Source organism: Roseibium limicola (assembly GCF_017313085.1).
Lineage (GTDB): Bacteria > Pseudomonadota > Alphaproteobacteria > Rhizobiales > Stappiaceae > Roseibium > Roseibium limicola.
Genome location: NZ_JAFLNF010000001.1, coordinates 433,947 through 458,173 on the forward strand (window position 1 = coordinate 433,947; position 24,227 = coordinate 458,173).

The following is a 24,227-nucleotide window of genomic DNA, read 5'->3' on the forward strand; positions in this document are numbered from 1 at the left end:
AGTCAGTTTCCAAAAGTTGCAAAAGTCGGCGAGCTTTCAAAGCTCATGATCGTTTCGGATGATGGTGTCTCTGCAAGGGAGCCTCCCAGCTCCAGGACCTTGAAGGAACCAAGCGCTTCAGGCGGTCGGTGAGCGGCACAAATGATCATCGCGTCCGGCAACTCACAGCGCAGAAGCGTTAGAAGCTCTGCTTCACTGCGCGCATCCAGAGCGCTGGTGGCCTCGTCAAGGATCAAGATATCCGGACGGTTGAGGAGCACCCGAGCCAGAGCCAACCGCTGGCGTTCGCCTACGGAAAGCCCGGCGTAGCCTTCCTCGTCGGACTGGTTCAGCGCCGCCACCCGGTGAGACAACCCAACCTTTTGAAGGGCATTTTCGATGTCAGCCTTACCGACCGCGCCCGGGTCCTGCGGATAGGTTGCTGCATGGGCGAGCCCTTCCGGGAAGACGCGCGGCACCTGAGGCAGGGCCAAAAGCTTGACCTCAGGCAGAGAGACCGTACCCGCTCCATAGGGCCAAAGCCCGGAAATGGCAGACAACAGCGTGCTCTTGCCAACGCCCGAAGCGCCCTTCACCCAAACAGTCTCCCCAGGGTTCAGCTTCAAATCGGGGACCGGTGCCAAAGCCTTTCCCTGTGGCGTCGTCAGAGCCAGGCCGTAAAGCTGCAATGGGCCATTTGGCAAGCGCGGTCGCTCAATATCGCATACCGCATCAGGCGATGACCACGGTGCCTGCGTCGCCTTGATCAGCAGATCAAGGCGTTCGGCCACGGCCGCAAACTCTGCCAGGTCGCGATAGGAAAAGATGAACCAGCTCAAACTGGTCGTCACCTGTGAAAAGGCGGAGGCAAGCTGCATCAACCCGCCTAAAGTCACACTGCCTGCGAAATAGGCTGGCAACGCGAGAAACGTCGGAATTCGCAGCACGGTCTGAAAATAGGGACGTACGAACAGCCCCAGAAGCAGCTCCGCATTGATAAGCTGAAACCAGTTTTTGCGGATGGCATCGAAACGCCTATTTAGCCTGCGTCGCTCGGCCTCTTCACCTGACGCTTGAGCGATCTCGTCGGCCCCATCCCGCAATTGAATCAGCGCATGCCGAAAATTCGCTTCTTGCCGCTCTTGCGAAAAAACCAGTCCCTTGATCGGTCGCCCAAGCAGGTGGGTAATGAGGCTGGAGAGTGCGACATACAGAAAAGCCGCCCAGACCATGTAGTGCGAGATGAGGATGTCCACGCCGAACAGTGACAGTGCCAATGGAAACGACGACAACGACCAGAGGACAGCCAAATAGGACGTCAGCCCAACAATCCGGGAAATCAGGTCCAGCGTTTCTTTCAGCAATCGATCTACTAACTGGCGGCAGTCCTCGGCGATTCTCTGATCAGGATTATCCACCGGGAGCGCAGAATAGCCTGGGCGCAGATGCCAATAGGCCTTGTTCGACAGCCACATGTCCTGCACGCGCTCTGTCAGCCTTTGGCGGAGAAACAGCATCAGCCGCTTTTTCAACCAATTTCCCGCCAGATAGAAAGTGGCGCTGGCCCCGACCAACAGGCCAAAATGCCCTATTTCGGTCAGAGCAGCCCCTGCATCCCGATTTTCAAGAGCGTCATAAAACGCCTTGCTCCAGGCAATTTGCTGCACTGAGATCCACACCCCGGCAAACTGGAACCCGAGTGCTGCGGAATAAAGCAGATAGGCGAACCAGGACCCGGGCCCTGACACGGCGTACCGTGTCAGGATGAAGATACGTCTGAGGACCACACCCATCGCCTTAGAACGTTAGGTTCAGGCTGGCAGAAAAGGTGCGCCCCGCACCTGTCTGCAGTTCCAGCGGGCTTTGTGCTGCAACCGCGGTCGAGGGGGACATGGTCCGCCCCGCAGCGCCAAAGTCGAAGTAGCGCGTGTCAAAGACATTCTTCACGCCAAAGTTCAGACGCGCCTTTTCAGTGAACTGCCATTGTCCGAAGACATCCAGAAGTGCATAGCCTCCGGGTTTGAACCCATCATCCGAGGAGACTTCCGACACGGGCGCCGCCAGGGTTGTGACAGCCTCCAGGCTCAGATTGTACTCCGGGATCAGATAGCTCACCCCGAGGATGGCCGTCAGCGGAGGCAATGTGTGTGCCTTGGTATCCGCATCAGCAGAGGCTTTTTGAACGCCTCGCTGCCAGGCAAGGCTCCCGGTCAGATGCAGGTTGTCATTGACTGCATAGGCGCCTTCCAACTCGACACCCCATACCTCGACGGAGGACAGGTTGCGATAGGTGTAATCGCTGGTGCCCGGTGGGTTGTAAAAGCTCTGAATGAAGTTGGTGTAATCCGCATAGAACCCGGTCAGAGAGACATAACCAGCGGCCGTCTGCGCACGAATACCCGCTTCATAATTGGCAACTTCTTCCGGATCGAGATCCGGGGCTGGTGTCAAGTTGAAGAAGCTTCCCGGCAGAGACGTGTAAAGTTGCTGGGCAGTCGGCATCTTGAAGCCTTCGCCATACTTGCCCCAGACCGACCAGGTATCGTTGAACCGGTACAGTGCTCCCAGACTTTTCAACAGTGCTGTGTCCTCCCGCACACGAGGTTCGGATCCAGTAACAACTTTGTAGTCCGCATCCGGATGTGGCTCGAGACGATAGGTCGCGAAACGCACACCGGGTGTGATTTCCAGGGAATTGTTGAACAACCCGACGGTGTCTTGCAGATACACGTCGGCGCGTCGATTGTCAGAGTTGGCAAAATTGAAACCACCAGCGCGGGTCTCTGTCGAGGCGCCGGTTGTCAAATTCGTCGTCTGGTCAATGCGGGTGTAGTCAAGAACCGAATAGTCTCCATCAAAGCCGAAGATTACGTCATGGCCAGCGGGTCCGGTTTCAAAGAACTTGCTCGCCTGAATGTCCAGCTCGAAGAAGTCCTCCGTATAGGTCAACGTATCATCAGTTATGTAGCTGTCCCCGGTCGAGGTCACCCCATATTCGCGGCCCGAACGATCGTATGTGTTCGGAGCATAGGCAAAGACGGTCTTCAGCTGATCCAGCAGACCAGTCTCCGGCGTCCAGGTGTGCTCGAGCGCAAACCGGCTGCGGTCGAGATCCAGATTGCGATCATAATCATTGACGTAGTCACCGTTGGACTGAGTGCCTCTGTTGCCGGTGTAGTCCACCTCTGTCGAGCGCTTCATCATGTCGGCTGAAAGCTCAAGCCGATGCGCGGTGGTCGGCGTCCAGACGACCTTGGCCAAACCACGATAGGTCTGCGTATCGGTGTCATCGAACTGGCCACACCCCAGCTGGCCCGCAGAAAAGTCACGTGGACAGCCATAACTGCCGCCGTCGTCGCGCGCGTTGCTCAATTCCGGCTCACTCGCAGCATGCCGCGAAAAGGCGAACATTGCCGAAATCGTGTCGGTGAGCTGATAGGCGACGGCACCAGAGCCTGTGCCTGATTGTGTGAAGCTGTCATAGGACAACCCGGCCTGTCCGCCCATCCTGCGGCCTTTGAGAAGATCTTCCGGATCAAGCGTTTCTAGCGCCACAACACCGCCAAGGGCATCCGCACCCCAAAGAACGGACGCAGGGCCTCGCACCACTTCAACCTGCTTGACGAAATTGAAGTCCAGATAGTCCCGTGTCCCGTCGGTGATACGCTCCGGCACCCGCGACCCATCAGACAGCATCAGCACCCGGTTTCCACTCACGCCACGGATGGTAAAGCCACCAAAGGTGTTGAAAGGGTCGGTCGAGTTGCTCTGTCTGGCGACATCAACGCCGGGAATGTAGCGAATGACCTGCTGCATGTCGGAGATGCCATATTTCTCCAGGTCTTCTTCATCAACGACGCTGACATTGGCCGGGATTTCAAGCAGAGATGCCGGCGCTCGCCCAGCAACGATGGTAACCCCGTCCAGCAGAACAACCGGCTGCGGCTCCGCCGCCGTGATCGAGCCATCGGAGCTGGTTTGCTGAAGGTCGGCGTCGGTTTCAGTGTCTGTGTTTACGGCCGCCTGCTGCGCCTGCGCATAAGGCGCGGCGCACAGGAAGGCACAGCCAGCGATAGCCGCTAGCTTGGGGGCCCCAAGCCCCTTGTATAACTGCATGGATGTGCTCCGTCGGCGCCCTGAAAGAAATTCAGGGCGGGATCAAAAAATGGATCGCTTGCGGATAGCTGGCTGTGAAGTGTCAGCGACTATTTGCGCTGCTAGGGAAATAATACGAAATTATGAATTTTGAAGTCAAGTATTATTAATCAAATTATTCAAAGGAATTCGGTGCGTTAGCATCAGCGCGCTTTACAATAAGCACCTGCGGGAGCAAAGCCCGGATCAGACAATCAACGGATAAGCTTATGTAGATCAAGCGAGCTCAACCCGAACTCGTCGGGGCCGGTTTCGCTCAGCTGAGGGGAGCCAAGCTGCACTTGAACCACGTCACCCGGGCGTACCTGCGAGCGAACAACAGCCTGCAAGGTTTCATCGCCGCGTTGTCCGGAGCGGATAATCGTGATCTCGTTCTCGCGGCCCAATCGGCCATTCGCCGCCAGCGCGGCCGGGCTCCAGGCTTTCAGCTTGCGGGAGGAAACGTCAACACGCCGACGCAACTCTTCAATCTGGGTCGACAGGTCGGCGCGCTTGGCCTCCAGAGTGACATCACGCTCGGCCTGCATCGCGTAAAGCTCATGTTCCGCATCCGCCAGCACCGACTGCGCCTGAAGAAATCGAACTTTGGATTCCACTTCTTGCTGCGCAACCTGCAGCGAGGCAAAGCGATCCAACTCGCGTTTCTTGCTCGCCGCCTCGGATTTCTGAAAAAACTTGGGCAGATAGACATCGTCCCAGGCCTGCAGCTTGCCATCGACCTGCTCGCGGTTTGCGCCAGCTGCAGAAACAGCCTGTTGCGCGGCCTGCACACCACCACGGCGCAAAGCCACCTTTTCCCGGGCTGCCTCGACACGCATGGTCCAGACAGCCAGGTTGCGGTGGAAGACAGCCTCTTCGTCGCGCAGGAAGTCACGCTGACGTTGCGCGTCGACCAGCCCGTCGAAGGCCTCTGGGTCTGTTACAGCCCAATGCCCCTTCAGCTCCGCCTCGACGCGGATCTTCTCAGCCACGGCCTTGGCAAGCCGCAACTGCGACAGTGAATGATCTTCACGTGCTTCCAGGATAGTAGGAACAAGACCGATATCTGACGCCGAGGACTTCAATCCTGAAGCCAGGGCGATCAACTTGGCGACGCTCATGCCCGGAATATATTCGTAAGCACCCGGAATTTTCACGTTGCCGGTCACGTAGACCGGTGGCCGCTTGGTAAAATGCGCACGCACAATCATTTGCCGCGAGCTCAGACTTTCAGTCGCCGATGCAAGCTGGTCAGACAAGGTTACCAGCGACGTTCCCTTAACCTCAAACTCTCCGAGCAGCGGAATGGAAATATTGCCTCCGGCAGAGACCTGGTAATCCCCCGAAAGGTCATCGCGGCGATAGGTGGCGCCGACGCGGCCATCCTGCCCTTCGGAAGCCTCAAAGAAGGAAATATTGATGGAATCACCGACCATCACGCCCGCATCCGACATGACATCGCTCGCCACCTCATCGGCCAGAGACGGGGATATCCCGCCGCTTGGCAGGCTGCCGCCGGACATATGCTCTGTCGTCGATCCGGACGGTTGCACGCCAAAGTTGGCCAGGGAAAAGAAGGCTCCGACGATGACAATCTGCAATACGCGAAACATTGCACGGTCTCCCTGATCTCCAGCAGTGCCGGAGCGAGCCCCACGCAAGGGAATTCAATTTTCCAAATGCGAGGCTATCGATGAATCGAATGTCTTTAATTCCGTGCTGCGCATTTGAATGGCGCGGACTTGCACGTAATTTTAATTAATTTTTTCTTAACTCCTAACGACCAACACCGCAATTCTAACTAGTTATTAAGGTTAACAGGAGATTACTCCTTGTCAAAATGCGATAATGGAAAATATTCTGCCTAAATTATCAGGCTGAGTATTTATCATGAGAACCCATACCAGAAAGCCATTTGCGTCAATTATAGAATACTCGTTAATTTTTTTCGCTTTTTCTATATTTGATATAGTATTTCCATCAGCAAACCTATTTTCACTGCAGCCGCATCCATTCTGGATCCCGGTTTTACTCGCGACAATTCAGTTCGGCCGCCTGCCCGGTGTCACCACCGCGGTCATCGCTATCGGTCTCTACGCGGCCCTTTTCTCACCCGACCGACGCCTGGACGAGAGCCTCTTTCAGTACACTTCCATGCTCTGGGCAACGCCCGCCATGTGGCTTGTAAGCGCCATTTTTCTCGGCGGGCTGCGGGACCGGCAGGTTTCTGACCTGGTCTCTCTGGAAGAAAAGCTATCGCGTTTCGAAGAAGAAAGAGCCGCCGTTGGCGACTACCTGCTGGATCTGGAGACCACGATCGACGAGCTTCAACGCGAGACCGTGCTGAGTGAAGAAGTCGCCGAGCCTGATGTCCTCAAGATGTTGCTTGAGTTGAAGCGCATCGACTATCAATCGCCGTCCGGTGTAGAATTGCACACGGCAATCACCCGCATCCTGGGGGATTGCACAATCCGCCTGTACTTGCTGAACCCCGACTGGGCGAAGGTCCTGACCACTTATCGTCGTCTGGACGGCACGAATTCCGGGACCGATGACATTCTTGTCGATTGGGACGATGTGGATCAGTTGCCGATCGGGCTGCGCCGGAGTGATGCGTCCGATACACCGCCGGCCGGAAGCTTGAAACTCATCCGCAGTGCCGTAAACGGCAAGCTGTCGGGTATCCTGGAAATTCAAGATCTCACACCGGTGAACCCGCCAGCAGAAAGCACGGTTTTGCTCGACGCCATTGCCAGCGCGATTGCATCATCCATCGACCGGCAGTCCAGACCGGCCTCAGCCAAAAGCAAGAGCAACTCGCCCCGTCTCCAAGTGGTGACATGATGCTCGCCGCCAAGCGTCCCAAGCTCCGCAATCTTGGTCAGCCTGATCAGAAGATCGCTCCCGCATTCAGTCTTTCGGTTGGGTTGATTGCGCTTGTGGGCAGCGGCTTGTGGGGCCTTGGGCATCACCAGACCCTGAGCCTCACTCAGCTTCTGCTTGGGCATGCCATCTTCAACGCCTGTGCAATCTTATGGTGCTGGACCCTGCGGCCTGGCGGACGCTTCGACTCGCTGGCCATCCTGCTTTTTGCATGCCTGGGGCCCATTGGTGGCCTCGGAATTCTGATCATCGCAATCACCTGCGCCTGTTCGCCGATGGCACCGCCAAACCGGGAAAAATGGTATGCAGAGCTGAACCAGAGCCAAACCGACGATCTTTACGCCGACATACACCGCAAGGTCGTGAACAACCGCATGTACCCGCGTGATCTGGCACATAATCTCTCCAACTTTCGCGACGTGATGAAGCGGGGAGACATCGGCGACAAGCAACGCCTTCTGGGGGTCGTCGCCCTGAAGTACGACCGAAGGTTTCTCCCCGTGATCCTGTCTGCACTCAACGATCCCGCGCCTTCCGTGCGAGTTCAGGCGGCTGCGGCCTATACCAAGCTGCAGAACCAGTTTCGGGCACAGCGCATGACGCTGGAGGCGGAACCCTTTCCTGAAACACATGCTCAGGCCAAGCGTCAGATCAGGCAATGTTGTGAGGTTCTGGAATCCGGCTTTCAGGATCACTCAGTCTGTGAAGCTCTGATCGAGAAGCTGGAGATCCTGTGGGCTCACTTCGGCGCCTCCATTCAGGATCCGCTCATTCGTGCCGCCTGCAAGCGCCTGCAGACGCAAATCCCGAAGCTCAGTTCTCCGCGGGAGGAAAGCAGCGGATCGCAGGACCTTACAACGATGTTCCTTGCGGATAGAAAGCTGGGGGTCTCCCATGAGTAATCCGCTTTGGGCCTCAGTTCGCACCCTCGGAAAGCCGCTCAGCAGCCTCACAGTACCGACCAATGCCAAAGCGTGGAATGCGCTGCGACACAGCAAACGCTCCGCAGACGTTTGCCTCATCGTGGAGGGTTGCTACCCCTTCGTCAGAGGCGGTGTTTCCAGCTGGATCGACTGGCTCATCCGGTCCCAGCCGGAACTCACGTTTAGCGTGGTCTCGCTTTTCCCCGATGATGAGGCACGCCCTGTCCCCTACAAGGTGCCAGACAACCTGGTGAGCTTCCAGCATGTCGCCCTGCAGGAGTTTGGCGGGGGAACCGACTACCAGGGCAACGGCAAGAACCTTGGCGAAAACCTGGCCGACAGGCTGTTTTCATTTTTTGAAAAAGGCGACCTCGAGACCTTTCGCGAGATCAATGATCTCGTCAATGACCCGAACAATCGCCTTCCGAAAACCGGCTACATGAACAGCCCAGATGCCTGGAACCTGATCTGCCGACTCTTCGACAAGAGGGTTCCGCAAGCCTCTTTCATCCAGTTTTACTGGGCATCGCGAGCCCTGCTGGGGGGCTTGTTCAATGTCCTGACGTGTCCCCTGCCCGAAGCGCGCATCTACCACACGATCTCAACCGGCTATGCCGGGCTGTTTGCAGCACGTGCCAAGATTGAAACCGGCCGGCCCGTGATCATTTCCGAACACGGCATTTACACCAACGAACGCCGCATCGAGATCCTCATGGCAGATTGGATCGCCGACACCATCAACAAGGGCCTGGCTCTGCAGGACCGACGCTACGATCTCAGGGATTTGTGGCTTGGGGCATTCGACACTTACGCCAGAGCTTGCTACGCCGCCTGCGATGAGATCACCACGCTGTTTTCCGGTAACCAGCAACTGCAACAACTGCAAGGCGCGCCGAGACACAAGATGTCGGTCATCGCAAATGGCATTGACCTGGAAAGGTTCAAGATCAGCGACCTCAAACCCTCCGACGGACGGACTGTCGCCCTGATTGGCCGGGTCGTCCCCATCAAGGATATTGTCACCTTTATCCGCGCAGTCGGGCTTGCCGCTCAAGACACCGCCGGACTGTCTGCACTGATTGTCGGCCCCATGGACGAAGACCCGCTGTATTTCGAAGAATGCCGGGCACTGGTCGACGAATTGGATCTGGCCAAGGTGATCACCTTCACCGGCAATGTCGATCTGAAGGAGTATTTTCCGAAAATCGACGTGGTGGTTCTGAGCAGCCTCAGCGAAGCGCAACCGCTGGTTCTTCTGGAAGCCGGCGCGGCCGGCATTCCATGCATCGCGACCGATGTCGGCGCCTGCAGAGAAATCCTTGAAGGTGCCGCCGATGAGTGTCCGCCGCTGGGTCTTGGAGGGCTTGTCACCGGGCTCGTCTCGCCTCAGTCCATCGCCACCGCGATCACCGACTTGATATCCGATCCAACGAAGCGAGAAGCTCTGGGTAAAACCCTGTGCGCCCGCGTCCAGAAATACTATTCTTCGGCTACATCTGCCGCAAAATACAATGACCTCTATATGAGAAATCTGACCTCCACACCGGCGGCTTCCCAGTTGGAAGTACGCGCAAGAGTGGAGGCCTGACGCTCGTGGCAGGGATTACATTCGAGCTTCAGAAACTCGCCAAGGCACCGAGCATTCTCGGTGGCCTGTCTGCCTATGGCCATTCTGCGGTGATCGTTGCCGGACCATGGCTCTTCACCGTTTTGGCAATCGCCTTCATCACCATTGCCACAGAGCAATACCTGGGTCTGGATGCGCTGGCGAATTTCAGAATTGTGCTTATCTACGGGTTTGCAATTTCCCTCGTCACGACCGCACCGGTCGTCATCGTCACGACGAGAATGCTATCCGACATGATCTTCGCGCAGGTCTACACCGCCGTCAGCCAGCTGCTCTTCACATCACTCGTCGCCGGAACATTGATCGCCGTTCTCTGCGCCTTCCCCATTTTCACTGTCGTGTTTCCGCTTGACCCGTCGATGCTTCCAGGAGCGCTGTTTTGCGTTGCCATCACCGCAATGATCTGGATCGCTCTGGTGTTTTGCGGGGCCATCAAGGACTTCATGGCCATCACCCTTGGATTCCTGATCGGTCTGGTTCTGGGCATCTTCCTCGGTCTTCAAGCAACCAAGGCCGGCTATGGCACCCACGGGCTGCTATGGTCCTTCAACCTTGGCCTGAGCCTGACGGTGTTTATTCTTCTATCCCGCATTCTGGTGACATTTCCAACGGCGATGGACAGCGGCTTGTCCTCGATCCGGATGCTCCTATCCGCCAGCCGTTCCCATGTCATTCTGGCCGTTGGTGCGACACTCGCCGTCACCGGAATCTGGATCGACAAATGGGTGATGTGGACATCTTCAAGCGGCGAACGCCTACCCGTCGGGCTGATCCACGCGCCTTTCTATGACAGCGCCATGTTCGTCGCCAATCTGGCCATCATTCCAGGCCTAGCCGCCTTTGTTCTACACTTGGAGACCGGCTTCTATCGACACTTCAAGGTCTTCAACCACAACATCGAAACCCATGCCACGCTGAACAATATCAAGAGCGCCGCTGCAAACCTGCAACGCGCCACCATCAACACCCTCATGCAGATCGTTCTATTGCAGGCAATCGTTTGCGCAATCGCCATCTGGCTGAGCCCGGCCATCGCCGATTCTCTGAACCTGCAATTCCGCCAAATCGGCGTCTTGCGCATCGGCTTTCTCGGCGTGCTCTTTCACTTCGCGTTTCTGGCCAGCTCATCTCTACTGCTGTTCATGAACCAGAGCCTGAAGTACTTCAAACTTCAGGCTATCTTCCTGCTTCTGAACGGGGTCCTAACCTATGCAGCAGTCATGCTGGGTCCCGACTTCTGGGGATACGGTTACATGGTCGGAGCCATGATCAGCAGCCTTCTGGCGGTGCAGAGCCTCTATCAGGAGCTCAGCCGTTTGCCCTATACAATGTTCACCATGGCCGCGACCCGCAGCGCTGAGAACGACTGGCTCATGCCGTTTCTCAAGGACAGGAACAAATCATGACGACCGCCCCTTCTCTCTGGTCCTCAAACCGGAGGTCCCATCGGCTTTTCACAGTCCTTGCTTGCGTCTTCCTGCTCAGCACCGCCACCAAAGCAGCAGAACCGACATCTGCGCGCAAGGCCCTGCAAGACATCAGCACCTGGGGCTACCAATTGCAGGGCGCCTCACTGAACGGGATTGCCGCAAGCCCCTATCAACTGGTGGTGATCGATCACTCACGCGATGGCTCCAGCGCGGGAGCCTACAGCCGCGAGAGCATTGCCGGCCTCAAGAAAATGCCGGATGGACGCCGGCGCTTGGTGGTCTCCTACTTCTCCATCGGCGAAGCGGAAGACTACCGCGGCTACTGGCAGCCGGAGTGGTTCAATACACCGCCGCAGTGGCTAGAGGAAGAAAACCCCAACTGGCCGGGCAACTACGTCGTCAAGTTCTGGGATCCGCAATGGCAGGACGTGATGATTGCCCAGCTGGATCGGATCATTGCCGCCGGATTTGACGGGGTTTACCTCGACCGCGTCGACATCTTCCAGGAGTTCACCTCCGACCCTGACATCGAGCAGAAGATGATCGAGTTCGTTCAACGCCTGAGCGATCATGCTCGGGAGAAAAACCCGGATTTCATCGTGATCGGCCAGAATGCAGAAGGCCTGCTACGCTATGCGAATTATATCTCGGTGATCGACGGTGTCGGCAAGGAAGATCTACTGTTCGGCGTCCACGGCGACGAAATCCGCAACTCCGATGAAGAGATCTACTGGTCCTCGAAATATCTGCGAATGGGCGCCGACGCAGGCGTGCCGATTTTCATCATCGAATATCTGAATGACCCCGACCTCAAGGCACAGGCTGCAAAGGAAATATCGAAGCTCGGATACGTCGTGACCTGTGCTGACCGTGCCCTCGAATTGCCGTCCACCGATTGCCGTTGACCCACGGCCCGGCGCCTTCCAGAGACCGGGAGTTCAAGGAGAGACGACCGGGCAGCAGGTTAACCAAAGCAGCGCTTTTGGTTTGATCCGCCTCCGGAAAATTGCAGTAAATGCTTTCTCAACAGCCAACTCTAGCGGAAACACCATGAAGCGTCGGTTTCAGTTAAAACTCGGGTTTCCTGTCGTTCTGCTTGTCGTATTTTGCGTCTCAATGGCAGCGGTGAGCACAAGCCGTGCGGCTCCACTTCCGCTCAACCGCACGCTCCTGATCCTCTACGATAGCAAGGTCTCGGCCGATCCAACGGCAACCATGGCGCATCGTTTTCTCGAGCTGCCCTTCAATCACAAAGGCTACCAGTTTCACTTTCACGATGTGCGCACCGGCTTGCCTCAGCTCGAGCAAGGCGAATATGCGGCCATCCTGACCTGGTTCCGACAGCCATTAGAGGATTCGAAGAGCTATTTTACATGGGCAATCAATGCCAGTGAACGCGGCTACAGGTTTTTGATCATCGGCGACATCGGACTCTCAAACACCCTTGAATCCTTCTACCTCGCCAATGAGTTTGTCGGCCATCTCGGCATAAAGTTGATGCCGCGCTATCACGCAGGCCCCCTTTCAGCCGACTACGAGATCATCGACAAAGAGCTCACCGGTTTCGAGCGTCCTCTGCCAACACTTCTGCCGAGTTTTGAGCATGTGACCGCGCGCGATGCAGCGACCGAAGTCCATTTAAGTGCGCGCTTCAACATAGGTTCCGACTGGTACACATCCGCTCTCTACACCAGCCATCCTGGTGGTGTTTTCATCCAAAGCGGCTTCGCCTTCTACTACGACGAATACCTGAACCTGTCCAAATGGATCATTGACCCGTTCGCCCTCGTCGATCTGCTGATGGACGATGCAGAGTTCCCAATTCCGGACACAACCACCCTGACCGGCCGACGTATCTTTTTCTCCCATGTGGATGGGGACGGCTGGAATAATGTCTCCCTCATCGACCGGTTTCGTGACCAGGGAACGATTGCTGCAGAAATCATGCTGAAGGAGCTCGTCGAGCCCTTCCCCGATCTACCGGTCACCGTTGGGCTTGTAACAGGGGATCTTGACCCGGAAATAGGCGGAGCCAAGGTCGCAGGAAAGATTGCTCGCGAACTCTATGCGAAAGATCAGGTCGAATTGGCCAGCCATACCCATACCCACCCATTCTACTGGTCATTCTTCAAGAAGTACGACCGGAAGAGGGAGCAAGGCAAGATTGATGAAAACAAGCGTCTGAAGGACGACAAGGCACCGGAAAGGCTCGTCTCTCGGGTCATTCCAGTGATGAAGCCCCAGACCGGGCGCGAACATTATTCGGAATTCATCGCAGGCGGTGCAGGTGAAATGCCCCGCGCCTACATGCGTCATCCCTTCGATCTGAACCGCGAAATTCCACAGTCCCTCAAATTGGTCGAGAGCCTCGCTCCAGAAGGCCGAAAAGCCAAAATCGTGCTTTGGAGCGGCGATACATCCCCCTTCGAGAGTGCCGTCAAGGCAACGCGCGACGCAGGCGTTGAAAATCTCAACGGCGGCGACACCCGGCTCGATCTGATGAACCCGTCCCTCCTCTACGTCTCCCCGATCTCACGAACTGTCGGGAACCAACGCCAGATCTATACGGCTGCTAGCAACGAAAATACCTATACGGAGAACTGGACCGGCTACCACTACGCCTTCGCCAATTTGAAAGCGACGGTGAAAAACACTGGCGCCCCCCGACGCGTAAAGCCCTACAATCTCTACTATCACATGTTTGCAGTGGAGCGGGAAAGCACGCTGAAGTCCCTCAAGTCCCACTTGGACGACGCACGCTATGGGGAATACATCCCGATCACCGCATCCCACTATGCGAAAATTGCAGACGCTTTCTTTGACGTGTCCCTCACACCTCTTGGCAAGTTCAAATGGTTGGTCGAAAACCATCACGAACTGAGCACCTTCCGCTTCGATGATGCAGACAATATCACCATCGACTGGGGCGAGAGCCAGTCGGTCATCGGCCAGACACGCGCCAACGGTTCGCTCTACATCTTGGTCGACCCTGCCAAGCCAACGGCTGTCATCGCCCTTAAACCAACCCGCCCAAAGGAAACACCACCTCCTGCCCCTTATCTGGATAATGCGCGTTGGGAAATCTCAAGCGTCGAACCGTTGCGCTCCTGCGGGCTGAGCTTCTCAGCCGAAGGGTTCGGCAAAGGCGACATGCTATGGAAAGGCCTTGCGCCCGGGGACTATACCATCCACGCCACGCCGGTTCGCGGCAGCATCTGGGAGCACCACGTTTCAGTCGCAGATGAAGGAGTGCTCAAACTGTCAATCGACGCAGAAGCCCAGCATGGAGCCACCGTTTCCATCACCTGTGAGACCGGGGCAGACACGACCGAATGACGGATAAACACACCCTATCTAGGACTCAATGGAATGTTCTGCTCGGACTGGCCGGTTTGATCGGGATCGTTGCGGCCTATGCACTTATCCCGTCCCAAACGGAAAAGGTCGAGATGCTGATTGCCGACCGGCAGTATTCAGCGGCACATCGCGCTTTGAAGGACATGTATGATCAAGGGTCACGCGACCCAACGCTCTTGGCAAATCTCGTGAAAACCGCGAAGCAATTCGGCGACATGGATCTCTATGAAACAGCCCTGATCCTTCTCGTCGAGGGGCGCCCCAAAGACCCGACGCTGCGCGATGAACTTCTGGAGTTTTACAAGCGCATGGACCGACACGCGGCCTATTTCGCGCTTCTCGAGGACAGCCTGAAGAAGATCGGCAAACCGACTTACTTCAATGACCTGGTTGCCTATCACCGCCTGGCTGGCAGAACGGACATTGAGGTCGAAATCCTGCACGATCACATGAACGCCTCGAATGTCTCTGCGGACAATCTGCGCCGCCTGATCCTCTTGCTGGCAAAATCCCGACGCAACGCCGAGGCGCTGGAAGCCTACCGGAGGTTTGCAGATCAACCGGTGACTGAAACCCTCAGCTGGGATGTCAAAGCCACAGTTTTCAAGCTTATGATCATCGAAGGTTCCCCTGACACCGCGATGGCACAGGCTCTCGGTTGGCTTGAAACCTCACGCGACAGCAGCCTTCTGCGTGCTGCCCTATTCAACATGTCCGACAGCCTGCTGACGGCCGGGCGGGCTGATCTAATGCGCAACTTCGCAGAGGCAAGCTACCGGCACCTGCCCGTTTTGTCTCTGTCAACCGGCTATGCGCTGACGCAGTTCGGGCTCGGCGCGCTCGCGCTGCAACAGACACAGCAATTGATTGCCAGCGGCTATGTTCTGAACTCCCTGGAGATTGGGTCCTATGTCTCGATCCTGATCAACCAGAACGAGATCGACGCCGCAGCCAATTACCTGCTCGCCCAGGCGCCGGAAAGCGTGCTGCAGGAAGACTGGGTCGCCCTTCTGGAAAATGCAATTGCCAACGACAGGTGGGACATTTCATCGGCGATCGCTCCGAACCTGACGGATGTGACGCTTACCTATTTTCCGCTGATAGAGGCCCAACTTGCCTATTCCAGGCTCGACCATGACCGGGCAAGGGAGATCCTGAATGCTGTCGATCTGCAGGAGCAGAGCTCCGAGGTGCGCAGGGCCTGGTTCTACCTTTCAAAAGATATCCTGTCCCTGCCCGATCTGATCGCGCGAATGCAATCCGCCGGCCCCCTCTCCCTCTTCCCTCAGGACGTTCTCATCGCCTACACGAAGCAGGTCGAGCCCGTCGATCCCCAAGAGTTCGCCCGCGTCTGGCGTCACATGGGCGGAACGCAAGACCTCAAAGCCTCACAAAGCCCGAACAAATAGGGGCAATTTCAAAGCTCTCTTGCGTTGAAATCAACGCACGTGCGAACCACCCGCCCGAAGATAAATGCACGGGCACACCCCGAAATTGACCATGGAAAATGCGTTAGCGACCATTAAGAGCAATTCACGTGATGAACCGTTGCATTGTGTCGCAAAAGACTGCTGAACACCTCAATGTTCAATAAAGTATTGCGCCAAGCTCAAGCCAGCATCAACAACACCTTGAAGTTCGGAATGTTCCAGAAGATATGCCTCTGAATCAAACGTCGTCTCCCTTTCTTCGAAACGCCCATACTCGATGTAGTGACGCGCCCCCGCCTCAATATCCGCGCCAAAGGCATCGATAAGATCTTGATGAGATGCAATGTAGTCCATGGCAGAAAATTCGACGGAGCGCTCTTCGTCGATCCCATAGGTTACAAGATGCTGATATATCTGATCTACGTCGGTGCCAAATGTATCCGCGATATCATCGTAACTGGCGGCGTACTCAAGAAGTGAATGCGTTTCAGCGCCTCCCAATGAAAGGTCAACATCGACGAACGACACAACCTCTATATTCACCAATTGGTCCACGCCCTGTTCGCTCGCAACAACGATCCGCCCATCCGTAAACAGAAATGCCTTGGCGTCCTTTTCAAGGAGATCAAGGCAGAAGGCGTCAATGCCTGTGCCGCCATCCACCCGATTGGAAGCTTCATTTCCGATGATGATGTCGTCGCCAGCGCCCGTCACGGCGTTCTCAATGGTGGCGCCATAGGCAATCGAAATGTTGGAAACCATGCCAGCCGCACTGGAAAAGGCTCCGGCGTTGAGGTTGACGATCGAACTTGTCGCAAACCCCGAAAGATCAAGCGTGTCATTTCCGCCAGCGTCCCAGATACACAGGACTGGATGACCATTTTGATCGAAGTCGAATATCGGAGAGTTTGTATTGGAGTTGAAGCCGTACACAGTATCACCGACACGCACTGAAATGTCAGCGCCGTATTTCTCTTGAATGGCAAGTACATCGTGCAACATTGGCGTTTGAGGGCTGTAGCCGTCAAAATCAGCGCCTGTGTTGCTCTCATCCCAATAGGACATGATCGTGTATTGCTGGCTGTCTTCTGCATACGCGGCATTATTCGCATAAGATAAGGGTGTGTAGCCGGCATTATAACTGCCGGGATGCGGCTGCCCGATCGCATGACCAATCTCATGTACCAGCACCTTGAAGCCATAACCGCCAATCTCAGGCGTCATATTGTAGTCGAGAGCACTATTGACCCAGACATCCCCTCCCCATGAGCCGTAACTCGGCATATAGGCATGGGCGGCAGAGTATTCCGCCAAAGTCGATGAATTCGCGAAGGTCACCTTGGAGGAACTCGAAGTTACTTCCCAAAAGGTAATATCCGCGACATCGCTCCAGGTTGAGAGTGCAAGATGAGCCAATTCAACCTGACTGGTATTAAAGGCTTCAAATCCAGCATATTCACGTGAGCCTACCGCGTAGTTGGGCAATTCTTCGTAGAAAGAAAAAGTAATCGGCGAGGCTGAATTCCAAGAGGAATTGCCGCGGTTGAGTTGAGTAATGATCTCGTTGAGGGAGCTGTTCGCGAGGGAACTTGATCCAAGCGCGCTTTCAACCCCTGTATCCTGTAAATGGCTCACTGCATCGCAAGTCGGATCGTAACAAAGTCCGCACATGAGTTATCAATCGAAGGCTACCACCTTCGCCCCTGCTATAATTAACGCCTCTTAAGTAGATTTTTAGTTTCTACTTTAGATTTCATTATGCAGAGCTGGATTCAATTAGTTATGAACAAAAGTAGATTTAAAATCTTTTCATTAGGCTATGATTAAAGCAAAATAAATATCAAATTTACATGAAATTAACCTACAAATCGGGATTTAATATTCACAAATTAGTAATGTTAATGATCTGAATATTATAAGCTAATAACTTGGTAATGATTATTAAGGTGCGCATACGCTTCAGCATGCAGCGCAATCGATCAGTGCTCTCAAGCCACACCCTGTTAGATTGTCTTGGAAATGTGAGACGGCCGCGAAAAACACAGCGGCACACCCTTAGGGTTAACCCTAATAGAATCAATTATCGGAAATAAATTGAAAATATTCTTCAATAATTTCAGTATCTTAAATGTTTCAACGGAAAAATTACCGTAATTTGTAATGTTAAAAAGTATTGATAAAGCGTTAAATTACGGTCTATCGAAGAGGCTGAACGCAATTTTAGGTCGCATCTATTTTCTGGGCAATTTACGTAGGGGAGCAGTCAAATGGCATACGCATTTGATGAAGTTTTTTACCTTAATCAAAATCCTGACGTCGCTGAGGCGGTCCAAAAGGGCCTGATTGCCAGCGGAGAAGCACACTACGACGCTTACGGTTGGAAAGAAGGCAGAGACCCTGCTCCGCTTTTCGACACCTCTTTTTACCTGCAGGAGAACCCGGACGTCGCGGCTGCAGGGATCAATCCCTTTACACACTACAATACGTATGGCGCTGTAGAAGGTCGCAACCCGAGCCTTTACTTCGATGCACAGTTCTACCTGAGTGCCAACGGGGACGTTGCAGCTGCAGGGGTCAATCCGCTGCAACACTGGATTGAATACGGAGTAACGGAAGGGCGCGACCCGAGTGCTTACTTCGATGCGTCCTTCTACCTGCAGGCCAACCCGGATGTTGCGCAAGCCGGACTTAACCCGCTCGCGCATTTCCTGCAGTACGGCGCCAGTGAAACCCGCGCTCCGAATGCGACGATTGCAGCAGAAGTGGCCGCCGGCTTCGATGAACAAAGCTACCTCGGCCTCAATGGCGACGTTGCTGCGGCCGTTGCGGACGGTGCTTATACTTCCGGCTACCACCATTGGTTGCTGTTCGGCTTCAACGAAAGCCGGGGTGGTGCACAGAGTACAACGGGCACACCTTTGTCTTCGCCTTATGCTCCGTCCTCCCCCTCCACGCCAGCCCCCTCAGGCTCGGTCACCGACGGCAAGGTCGCAGGCGCCACTGTTGGCATTGACGTGAATGGCGACGGCGTCATCAGTGCCGATGAGCCGACCGTGACGACAGACGACGCCGGCAACTTCGTCTTTCCGGACGGAACTCCGCAAGGCGCAATTATCGCAACAGGTGGCACGGATATCGCGACTGGCCTCGCCTTCGAAGGCAGGATGGAAGCCCCAGCCGGCTCAACCGTGGTCAACCCACTGACGACGGTCATCAAGAAGATGGCGGACGCCGACACGGACAGCACCAAATCTGCGACACAGAAGCTTGCTGATGCTCAGACGAAACTCAAGGCGCTTCTCGGCCTGGACAACATTGATGCCGATATTACCAAGATTGATTTCGTTGCGGAGTCCACGGAAGGTGACGTCGACAACACCAAGGATCAGGTCTCGGACAAGGATGCTGCGGCACTCTACGCTGCCAGCTCCAAGCTTTTGAACATCGTTGCCCAGGGCTCTGCGGCGATTACCGGAACAGACGGCACGGTGAGTGGCCAGAACGCCAGCGACGCCGTCTTCAAGGCGCTAGCCGAAAAGCTCGGCGCCTCGAACAGCTCTTCACCAATCGACCTGGGCGCCACATCCGGCGCTGACGACGACTTCCTGACGACAGTCATCAAGACTGCTGCAACCAGCAGCCTGTCTCCTGAGAACGCCGCCAAGGCCGGCCAGATCGCAGACAGTGCTGCCACAATTGCAGCTGCTGCGAATAAAGGCATCAGCAACACCTTCGACAGCATTCCCGATGGGGCCACAGGCACCGACATCCAGAATGCCCTGGTCAACATAGTCCAGACCCAGAAGGTCGTTCAGGGCACCGCATCGGATCAGATCAAGCAGGCAGCAGGGTCCGCCGACCCGGACGCAGCCGCCAAGGCTGCATCTGACGGCCTGACCTCAGACGGTGACGGAACGATCAATGATGACGTGGTGGCCGACCAGACTGTTGGTGATGTCAACGGCGACGGAACACCTGACGAAGCCCCGGAAGGCGACCAGAATCCGACGACGCCAACACCAACGCCAGATACAACCGCACCGACGATCACGTCCGCGACGGCCTTCGACGTTGCTGAAAACAGCACGACCGTCGCAACAATCACAGCAAATGAAGGCGCCAACTTCGCCATTTCCGGTGGAGCAGACGCAGATCTGTTTACAATCAATACAGGCACAGGCGCGCTCGAGTTCATCGCGGCACCTGATTTTGAAACCCCCCGCGATGTAGGCGCAGACAACACCTACGAAGTTGAAGTGACCGCGACGGACGGCTCCGGCAATATCTCTACGGCTTCAGAGATTGCTGTATCCGTAAATAACGTTGTGGAGGATGGTCAAACGCTGCAGGAAGCGATCGATGCCGCTCAAGACGGAGATACAATTGTTCTCCAATCGGGCACTTACACAGGGCAGTTCAAAATTGACAGCAAGTCCAACTTGCACATCACTGCGGCAGCTGGCGCTGACGTCAAGATCCAAGCTTCAGCCGATCTTACCGAGACTGCAGTCTCGTCTTCGGGCCGCAGCATCAACGCGGTCGTTACTGTCCTGAACTCAGAAAACATAACATTTTCGGGAATCGAGGTAGATGGCGCAGGCGCAGGGGATACGGTCGACAACGTAACTGGGAACCGTGCGAACTTCATCGGCGTCTACTATCAAGAATCTTCTGGCGGCCTCGAGAACGTAGATGTTACCGGCGTTCGAGATGCCTACACTGGCGGGAAAACGCTCGGCGGAAAAGACGTTGTCAAAGGCAATCAGCGTGGCGTCGGTGTACAGGTCGATAACACCAGCCTTCTGGATTTCTCGATGGAAGGTGGATCAATTTCCGACTTCCAGAAGAATGCTACCGTCTTCAGTTTCACCAATTTGGCAGTTTCGGGTGTCACCATCGTCGGCGGCGGCGCGCAGACGATTATCGCCCAGAACGGGTTTCAGGTTACCAATTCGACCGGAAGCATTAGCGGCAACGATGTAACCGAAGTTGGCTATGCAGGAACCGGAAATTGGGCATCTTCGTCAATTCTTGCGTATGAAAATAGTGATCTTTCGATCTCCGACAACACTATCGTCGGAACCAACTCTGAAGATCTGACCACCAAGTCCTATGGGGTCATAGTTTACTCTTACGGTGGGCAAAACAGTGGTGGGGAGATCTCTGGCAATTTCATAGATGGATTTGACAACCCCATCTATGTCGGAGGTGATTTCGATAGCAGACCGCTAACGCTCGGTGATAATCAGATTATCAACGTTGATGAAGTCAACGACGGCGACGGCCTTGTGTGGGCACCGAACTTCCTTACAAGTCCATCTGAACCAATCAACATAAGCGGAACAGAATTCTCCGATTACTTCTTTGGAAGCGACAACAGCGACACCTTTACCGGTCTCGCCGGTGACGATGAGTTTGAAGGCGGTGCCGGAGATGACATTTTGATCGGCGGCGAGGGAATTGACACTGCTTACTACGATGGCTCCATCCAGGACTATAAGTTCACTGAGCTCCCCGATGGCAGCTTCACTATCGAAGATACGCGAATCGATAGCCCAAATGGCACAGACACTCTGACTGGTATCGAAACGCTTGTTTTCGGTCGCGGAAACGATGACCCCAAGGATGATCATATATTCTCACTTCCGGAAGATTTCCTCTTGGTCGATCTCCAGGATGGAATTGGTGTCGGCGAAGTAACTTGGGTACAGGACCGTACCGAGCCCCTGTCCTATACAACGGATATTGACCCGGAAGATGCGACAAATCAGGTTATCAATTTCACTGTCAACGGCGCAGGAACGCAAGAGTCATTCTATCGTTACCAGGGCGTCAAAATTAAAAGCGACGATGGCGACCATTGGGTCAATGCTGCAGAGAGTTCGAAGCTCTCAGTTGACTTCTATATCGATCCCACTTGGGCCGGAGATAGCGCCGTCCAACAAACCGGTGTTTGGCTAACTCTGAAAGGTGAATATGACGATGGTGCAGGTGGCAACACAACCTTCAGCCATTGGCCAATCGCTGAATACCTCGATCCAGACGCTGTAACGAAACTGCTTAATGAGAATAGTACTATAGCAACTGAGTTCGACATCAACGCCGATAGTGGCCTCTTCAGATTCTGGAACTCTGAGTTTGGTTGGGAAGAGTATGTCCAGGTCGATCTCGAGGGCTGGAACAACCTGACATTCTCACTCGAAGAAGGGAAAGAGACGTGGTTTATCAATGGCGATGAATTGTACACTTACGAAGGTGACTACACAGAAGCCGATGAAGTGATTGAGACCGTCATATTCAACAGTCTGAACCATGGAACAAATGAGTCATATCTCTTTGACAATCTTCAGATATCCGGTGTCTCCACCGATGACTACTTCTACGACGGCGCAGTCGCCTAGGCTAAACAGAAGGGCGTCCCGTGGACGCCCTTCTGTACATGGTTCCCCGCATTAACCACGTTGCCAACTTCCGGTTGAGCTCTCACCTTAGGGAATGTTAATACTCTTTTAAGGTTAGCGTTTCTTAACCGAGTAGCAATGTGGCGGGGCTACTAATGTCATATAGTACAGTTTTGCAGTCGTATTTTGATGCCGACTTCTATCTGGGCAGCAACCCTCAGGTTGCCTCCTCCGGCATGTCTCCTCTTCAGCATTTTGTTGAAGTCGGCCAAGCGGCAGGGCTCGATCCTCATCCGTTCTTCGACACCTCCTACTACCTTGCGTCCAATCCGGATGTGGCGGAGGCTGGCGTCGATCCTTTCGAGCATTTTCTGCAATACGGCCTTTCGGAGGGCCGCATTCCGACCGAGAACTTCGATGCCGCGTATTACCTCAGCGTCAACACCGATGTGGTGGACGAGGGTCTGCCGGCGTTCCAGCACTTCTTTGTGTACGGATTTTCCGAAGGGCGTTCTCCGATCAATACGACCTCTGCCTCAGAGGCTGGCAAGGACGCATTGCCCCCCACTGACGCCCCTCTACAACTGCTTGGCACAGATCAGGCAGATGACCTGCAGGGCGGCGCCGGTGACGATGTTCTGGCCGGTCTTGCAGGCGATGACAGCCTGACTGGTGGCCTGGGCAAGGACATTTTCGTCTTCGAGCCTGGCTTTGGCAGCGACGTCGTGCAGGACTTCACTCTTGCCGATGATATCCTGATGCTGAAAGCCTTCGGCATCGACACCATTGAGGAACTGCAGGCAGTCGCAGAGCTGAAAAACGAGGATGGCAACCTGCTGATCGACTTCGCCGATGGCTCGCATTTGACCCTGGTTGGCGTGACCGACCTGAGCTCTGCAGAGTTCTTCCCCGACCCGCTCAGCTAGGCCCTTGCGGACGCGCCTTACAGGTTCGTCGCAAGAAGCACTTCGATGCGGATTTTTTCCTGGGAGATCAGCGTTCGGCGCTGGTCTGTCATGGCGCGCAGTTTGCGAATGGCACTGCGGGCCAGGTGGCCGGGATCCTGGGCAATCACCGCGTCCAGGTGCCCTGCCCGAAGCGCTTCTTCCGTATAAGGCGTGCGCTCATGAGCAATGGTCACCATCGCTCTCCCCCTCCCCTGATCCAGCCCGCGCAGCACCGTCAGCGGCGCTCGCGCCTCCGATGACAGGATATAGGTGGCGACGATGTCCTGCCGGCTTACAGTTTCGCGGAGGATGGCCGCCGCCCGTTCTTCCGACCCATAGGTCTCCAGCGACGGCAGCGCGTGCAGATGCGGAAACGCCTCGTTGAGCACCCGGTCGAACCCGTGACGCCGCTCCAGACTATCGCGGGACTTCATGGTCTCCGAGACCACAAGCACGTTGCCTTTCGAGCCCTGTACGAACCTGCCGAGCAGTGTGGCAGCGGTCGCGCCCGCCGCCTCATTGTCGATACCGACCCAATTGTCGCCAGTCCTTGTCTGATTGGATATGAACGAAAGAGCCCGCACACCGCGCTCATGCAGCCGCAGAATGGCGTCACGTACCTGGGGTGTTTCCGGTGCCATGATGGCAACACCATCGACAGTCTTCGGCGTCAACTCGCCCAGATAGTCGGCAATGCGGTGCGGGTCGTTCTCGTCTAAATGCGTCACCTGGATCGCCATGCTGTCATTGACCAGCAGGCTTTCCGCCTCGCCAATGTGACGGACGATCTCCCGCAGAAACAGGTCTCCCGAGCGCGGCAGGACGAAGATGAAGCGATAGCTCTTGTTCTTGGCCAGATTGGCCGCCGAAAGATTACGCTCGAAACCCAGCTCCTGGATCGCCTGATTGACCTTGTCGATGGTCTTCTGCTTGACGCCCTCGCGGCCATTCAACACGCGATCCACCGTGGCACGACTGACACCGGCAAATTTCGCCAGGTCTTTGGTCGTTGGCCTCAGCCCGTGAAATTCGGCTGAAAGTGGGGGGATTTTCTTCATGACGTCAGACACTTAAATCTTCGCAATCCAATCTGCACATCGCCTCTGATCAGAGGCC

At 55.4% G+C, this 24,227-nt stretch carries 14 protein-coding genes; 9 read left to right on the forward strand and 5 right to left on the reverse strand.

The window, feature by feature from the left end:
- Positions 1 to 2: 2 nt before the first annotated feature.
- The 3 genes from J0X15_RS01915 to J0X15_RS01925 all read right to left on the reverse strand — a co-directional run bounded on the left by J0X15_RS01915 (position 3) and on the right by J0X15_RS01925 (position 5,726).
- On the reverse strand, positions 3 to 1,772 hold the full coding sequence (locus J0X15_RS01915) for an ABC transporter ATP-binding protein/permease (protein WP_206937794.1): 1,770 nt from the start codon (positions 1,770 to 1,772) through the stop codon (positions 3 to 5).
- Positions 1,773 to 1,776: 4 nt separating this feature from the next.
- Entirely contained in the window at positions 1,777 to 4,095 is a 2,319-nt protein-coding gene (locus J0X15_RS01920; protein WP_206937795.1) for a TonB-dependent receptor domain-containing protein, read from the reverse strand.
- A gap of 233 nt (positions 4,096 to 4,328) precedes the next feature.
- Positions 4,329 to 5,726 (reverse strand): polysaccharide biosynthesis/export family protein, encoded by a 1,398-nt coding sequence (locus J0X15_RS01925; RefSeq protein WP_206937796.1) that lies wholly within the window; start codon positions 5,724 to 5,726, stop codon positions 4,329 to 4,331.
- Positions 5,727 to 6,003: 277 nt separating this feature from the next.
- Between J0X15_RS01925 and J0X15_RS01930 the strand changes: the two genes are divergently transcribed.
- The 7 genes from J0X15_RS01930 to J0X15_RS01960 all read left to right on the forward strand — a co-directional run bounded on the left by J0X15_RS01930 (position 6,004) and on the right by J0X15_RS01960 (position 15,742).
- Positions 6,004 to 6,957, forward strand: a complete 954-nt coding sequence (locus J0X15_RS01930) for a DUF4118 domain-containing protein (RefSeq protein WP_206937797.1) — start codon at positions 6,004 to 6,006, stop codon at positions 6,955 to 6,957.
- Positions 6,954 to 7,898 carry a hypothetical protein gene (locus J0X15_RS01935; RefSeq protein WP_206937798.1) on the forward strand — a complete coding sequence of 315 codons (945 nt, stop codon included), beginning with the start codon at positions 6,954 to 6,956 and terminating at the stop codon, positions 7,896 to 7,898. Before J0X15_RS01930 ends, J0X15_RS01935 begins: the two co-directional genes overlap by 4 nt.
- On the forward strand, positions 7,891 to 9,507 hold the full coding sequence (gene pelF / locus J0X15_RS01940) for a GT4 family glycosyltransferase PelF (RefSeq protein ID WP_206937799.1): 1,617 nt from the start codon (positions 7,891 to 7,893) through the stop codon (positions 9,505 to 9,507). Before J0X15_RS01935 ends, pelF begins: the two co-directional genes overlap by 8 nt.
- 5 nt (positions 9,508 to 9,512) lie before the next feature.
- The gene (gene pelG, locus J0X15_RS01945) at positions 9,513 to 10,952 is read left to right on the forward strand and encodes an exopolysaccharide Pel transporter PelG (RefSeq protein WP_206937800.1); all 1,440 of its coding nucleotides are present in this window, start codon (positions 9,513 to 9,515) and stop codon (positions 10,950 to 10,952) included.
- Positions 10,949 to 11,881, forward strand: coding sequence for an MJ1477/TM1410 family putative glycoside hydrolase (locus J0X15_RS01950; protein ID WP_206937801.1), 933 nt, complete (start codon positions 10,949 to 10,951; stop codon positions 11,879 to 11,881). Before pelG ends, J0X15_RS01950 begins: the two co-directional genes overlap by 4 nt.
- Before the next feature lie 145 nt (positions 11,882 to 12,026).
- Positions 12,027 to 14,312, forward strand: a complete 2,286-nt coding sequence (locus tag J0X15_RS01955) for a polysaccharide deacetylase family protein (RefSeq protein WP_206937802.1) — start codon at positions 12,027 to 12,029, stop codon at positions 14,310 to 14,312.
- The gene (locus J0X15_RS01960; protein WP_206937803.1) at positions 14,309 to 15,742 is read left to right on the forward strand and encodes a hypothetical protein; all 1,434 of its coding nucleotides are present in this window, start codon (positions 14,309 to 14,311) and stop codon (positions 15,740 to 15,742) included. Before J0X15_RS01955 ends, J0X15_RS01960 begins: the two co-directional genes overlap by 4 nt.
- Before the next feature lie 171 nt (positions 15,743 to 15,913).
- Here the strand turns inward: J0X15_RS01960 and J0X15_RS01965 are convergent, their stop codons facing one another.
- Positions 15,914 to 17,398 (reverse strand): M10 family metallopeptidase C-terminal domain-containing protein, encoded by a 1,485-nt coding sequence (locus J0X15_RS01965; RefSeq protein ID WP_206937804.1) that lies wholly within the window; start codon positions 17,396 to 17,398, stop codon positions 15,914 to 15,916.
- 632 nt (positions 17,399 to 18,030) lie between these two features.
- Here J0X15_RS01965 and J0X15_RS01970 point away from each other — a divergent pair.
- Both J0X15_RS01970 and J0X15_RS20255 read left to right on the forward strand, forming a co-directional pair.
- Positions 18,031 to 22,164: a hypothetical protein gene (locus J0X15_RS01970; RefSeq protein ID WP_206937805.1), complete on the forward strand. Its 4,134-nt coding sequence runs from the start codon at positions 18,031 to 18,033 to the stop codon at positions 22,162 to 22,164.
- A 155-nt stretch (positions 22,165 to 22,319) separates the two neighbouring features.
- On the forward strand, positions 22,320 to 23,090 hold the full coding sequence (locus J0X15_RS20255) for a calcium-binding protein (RefSeq protein WP_269439373.1): 771 nt from the start codon (positions 22,320 to 22,322) through the stop codon (positions 23,088 to 23,090).
- 17 nt (positions 23,091 to 23,107) lie between these two features.
- Here J0X15_RS20255 and J0X15_RS01980 read toward each other — a convergent pair whose 3' ends face one another.
- Positions 23,108 to 24,169 carry a LacI family DNA-binding transcriptional regulator gene (locus J0X15_RS01980; RefSeq protein ID WP_206937806.1) on the reverse strand — a complete coding sequence of 354 codons (1,062 nt, stop codon included), beginning with the start codon at positions 24,167 to 24,169 and terminating at the stop codon, positions 23,108 to 23,110.
- Positions 24,170 to 24,227: the final 58 nt, after the last annotated feature.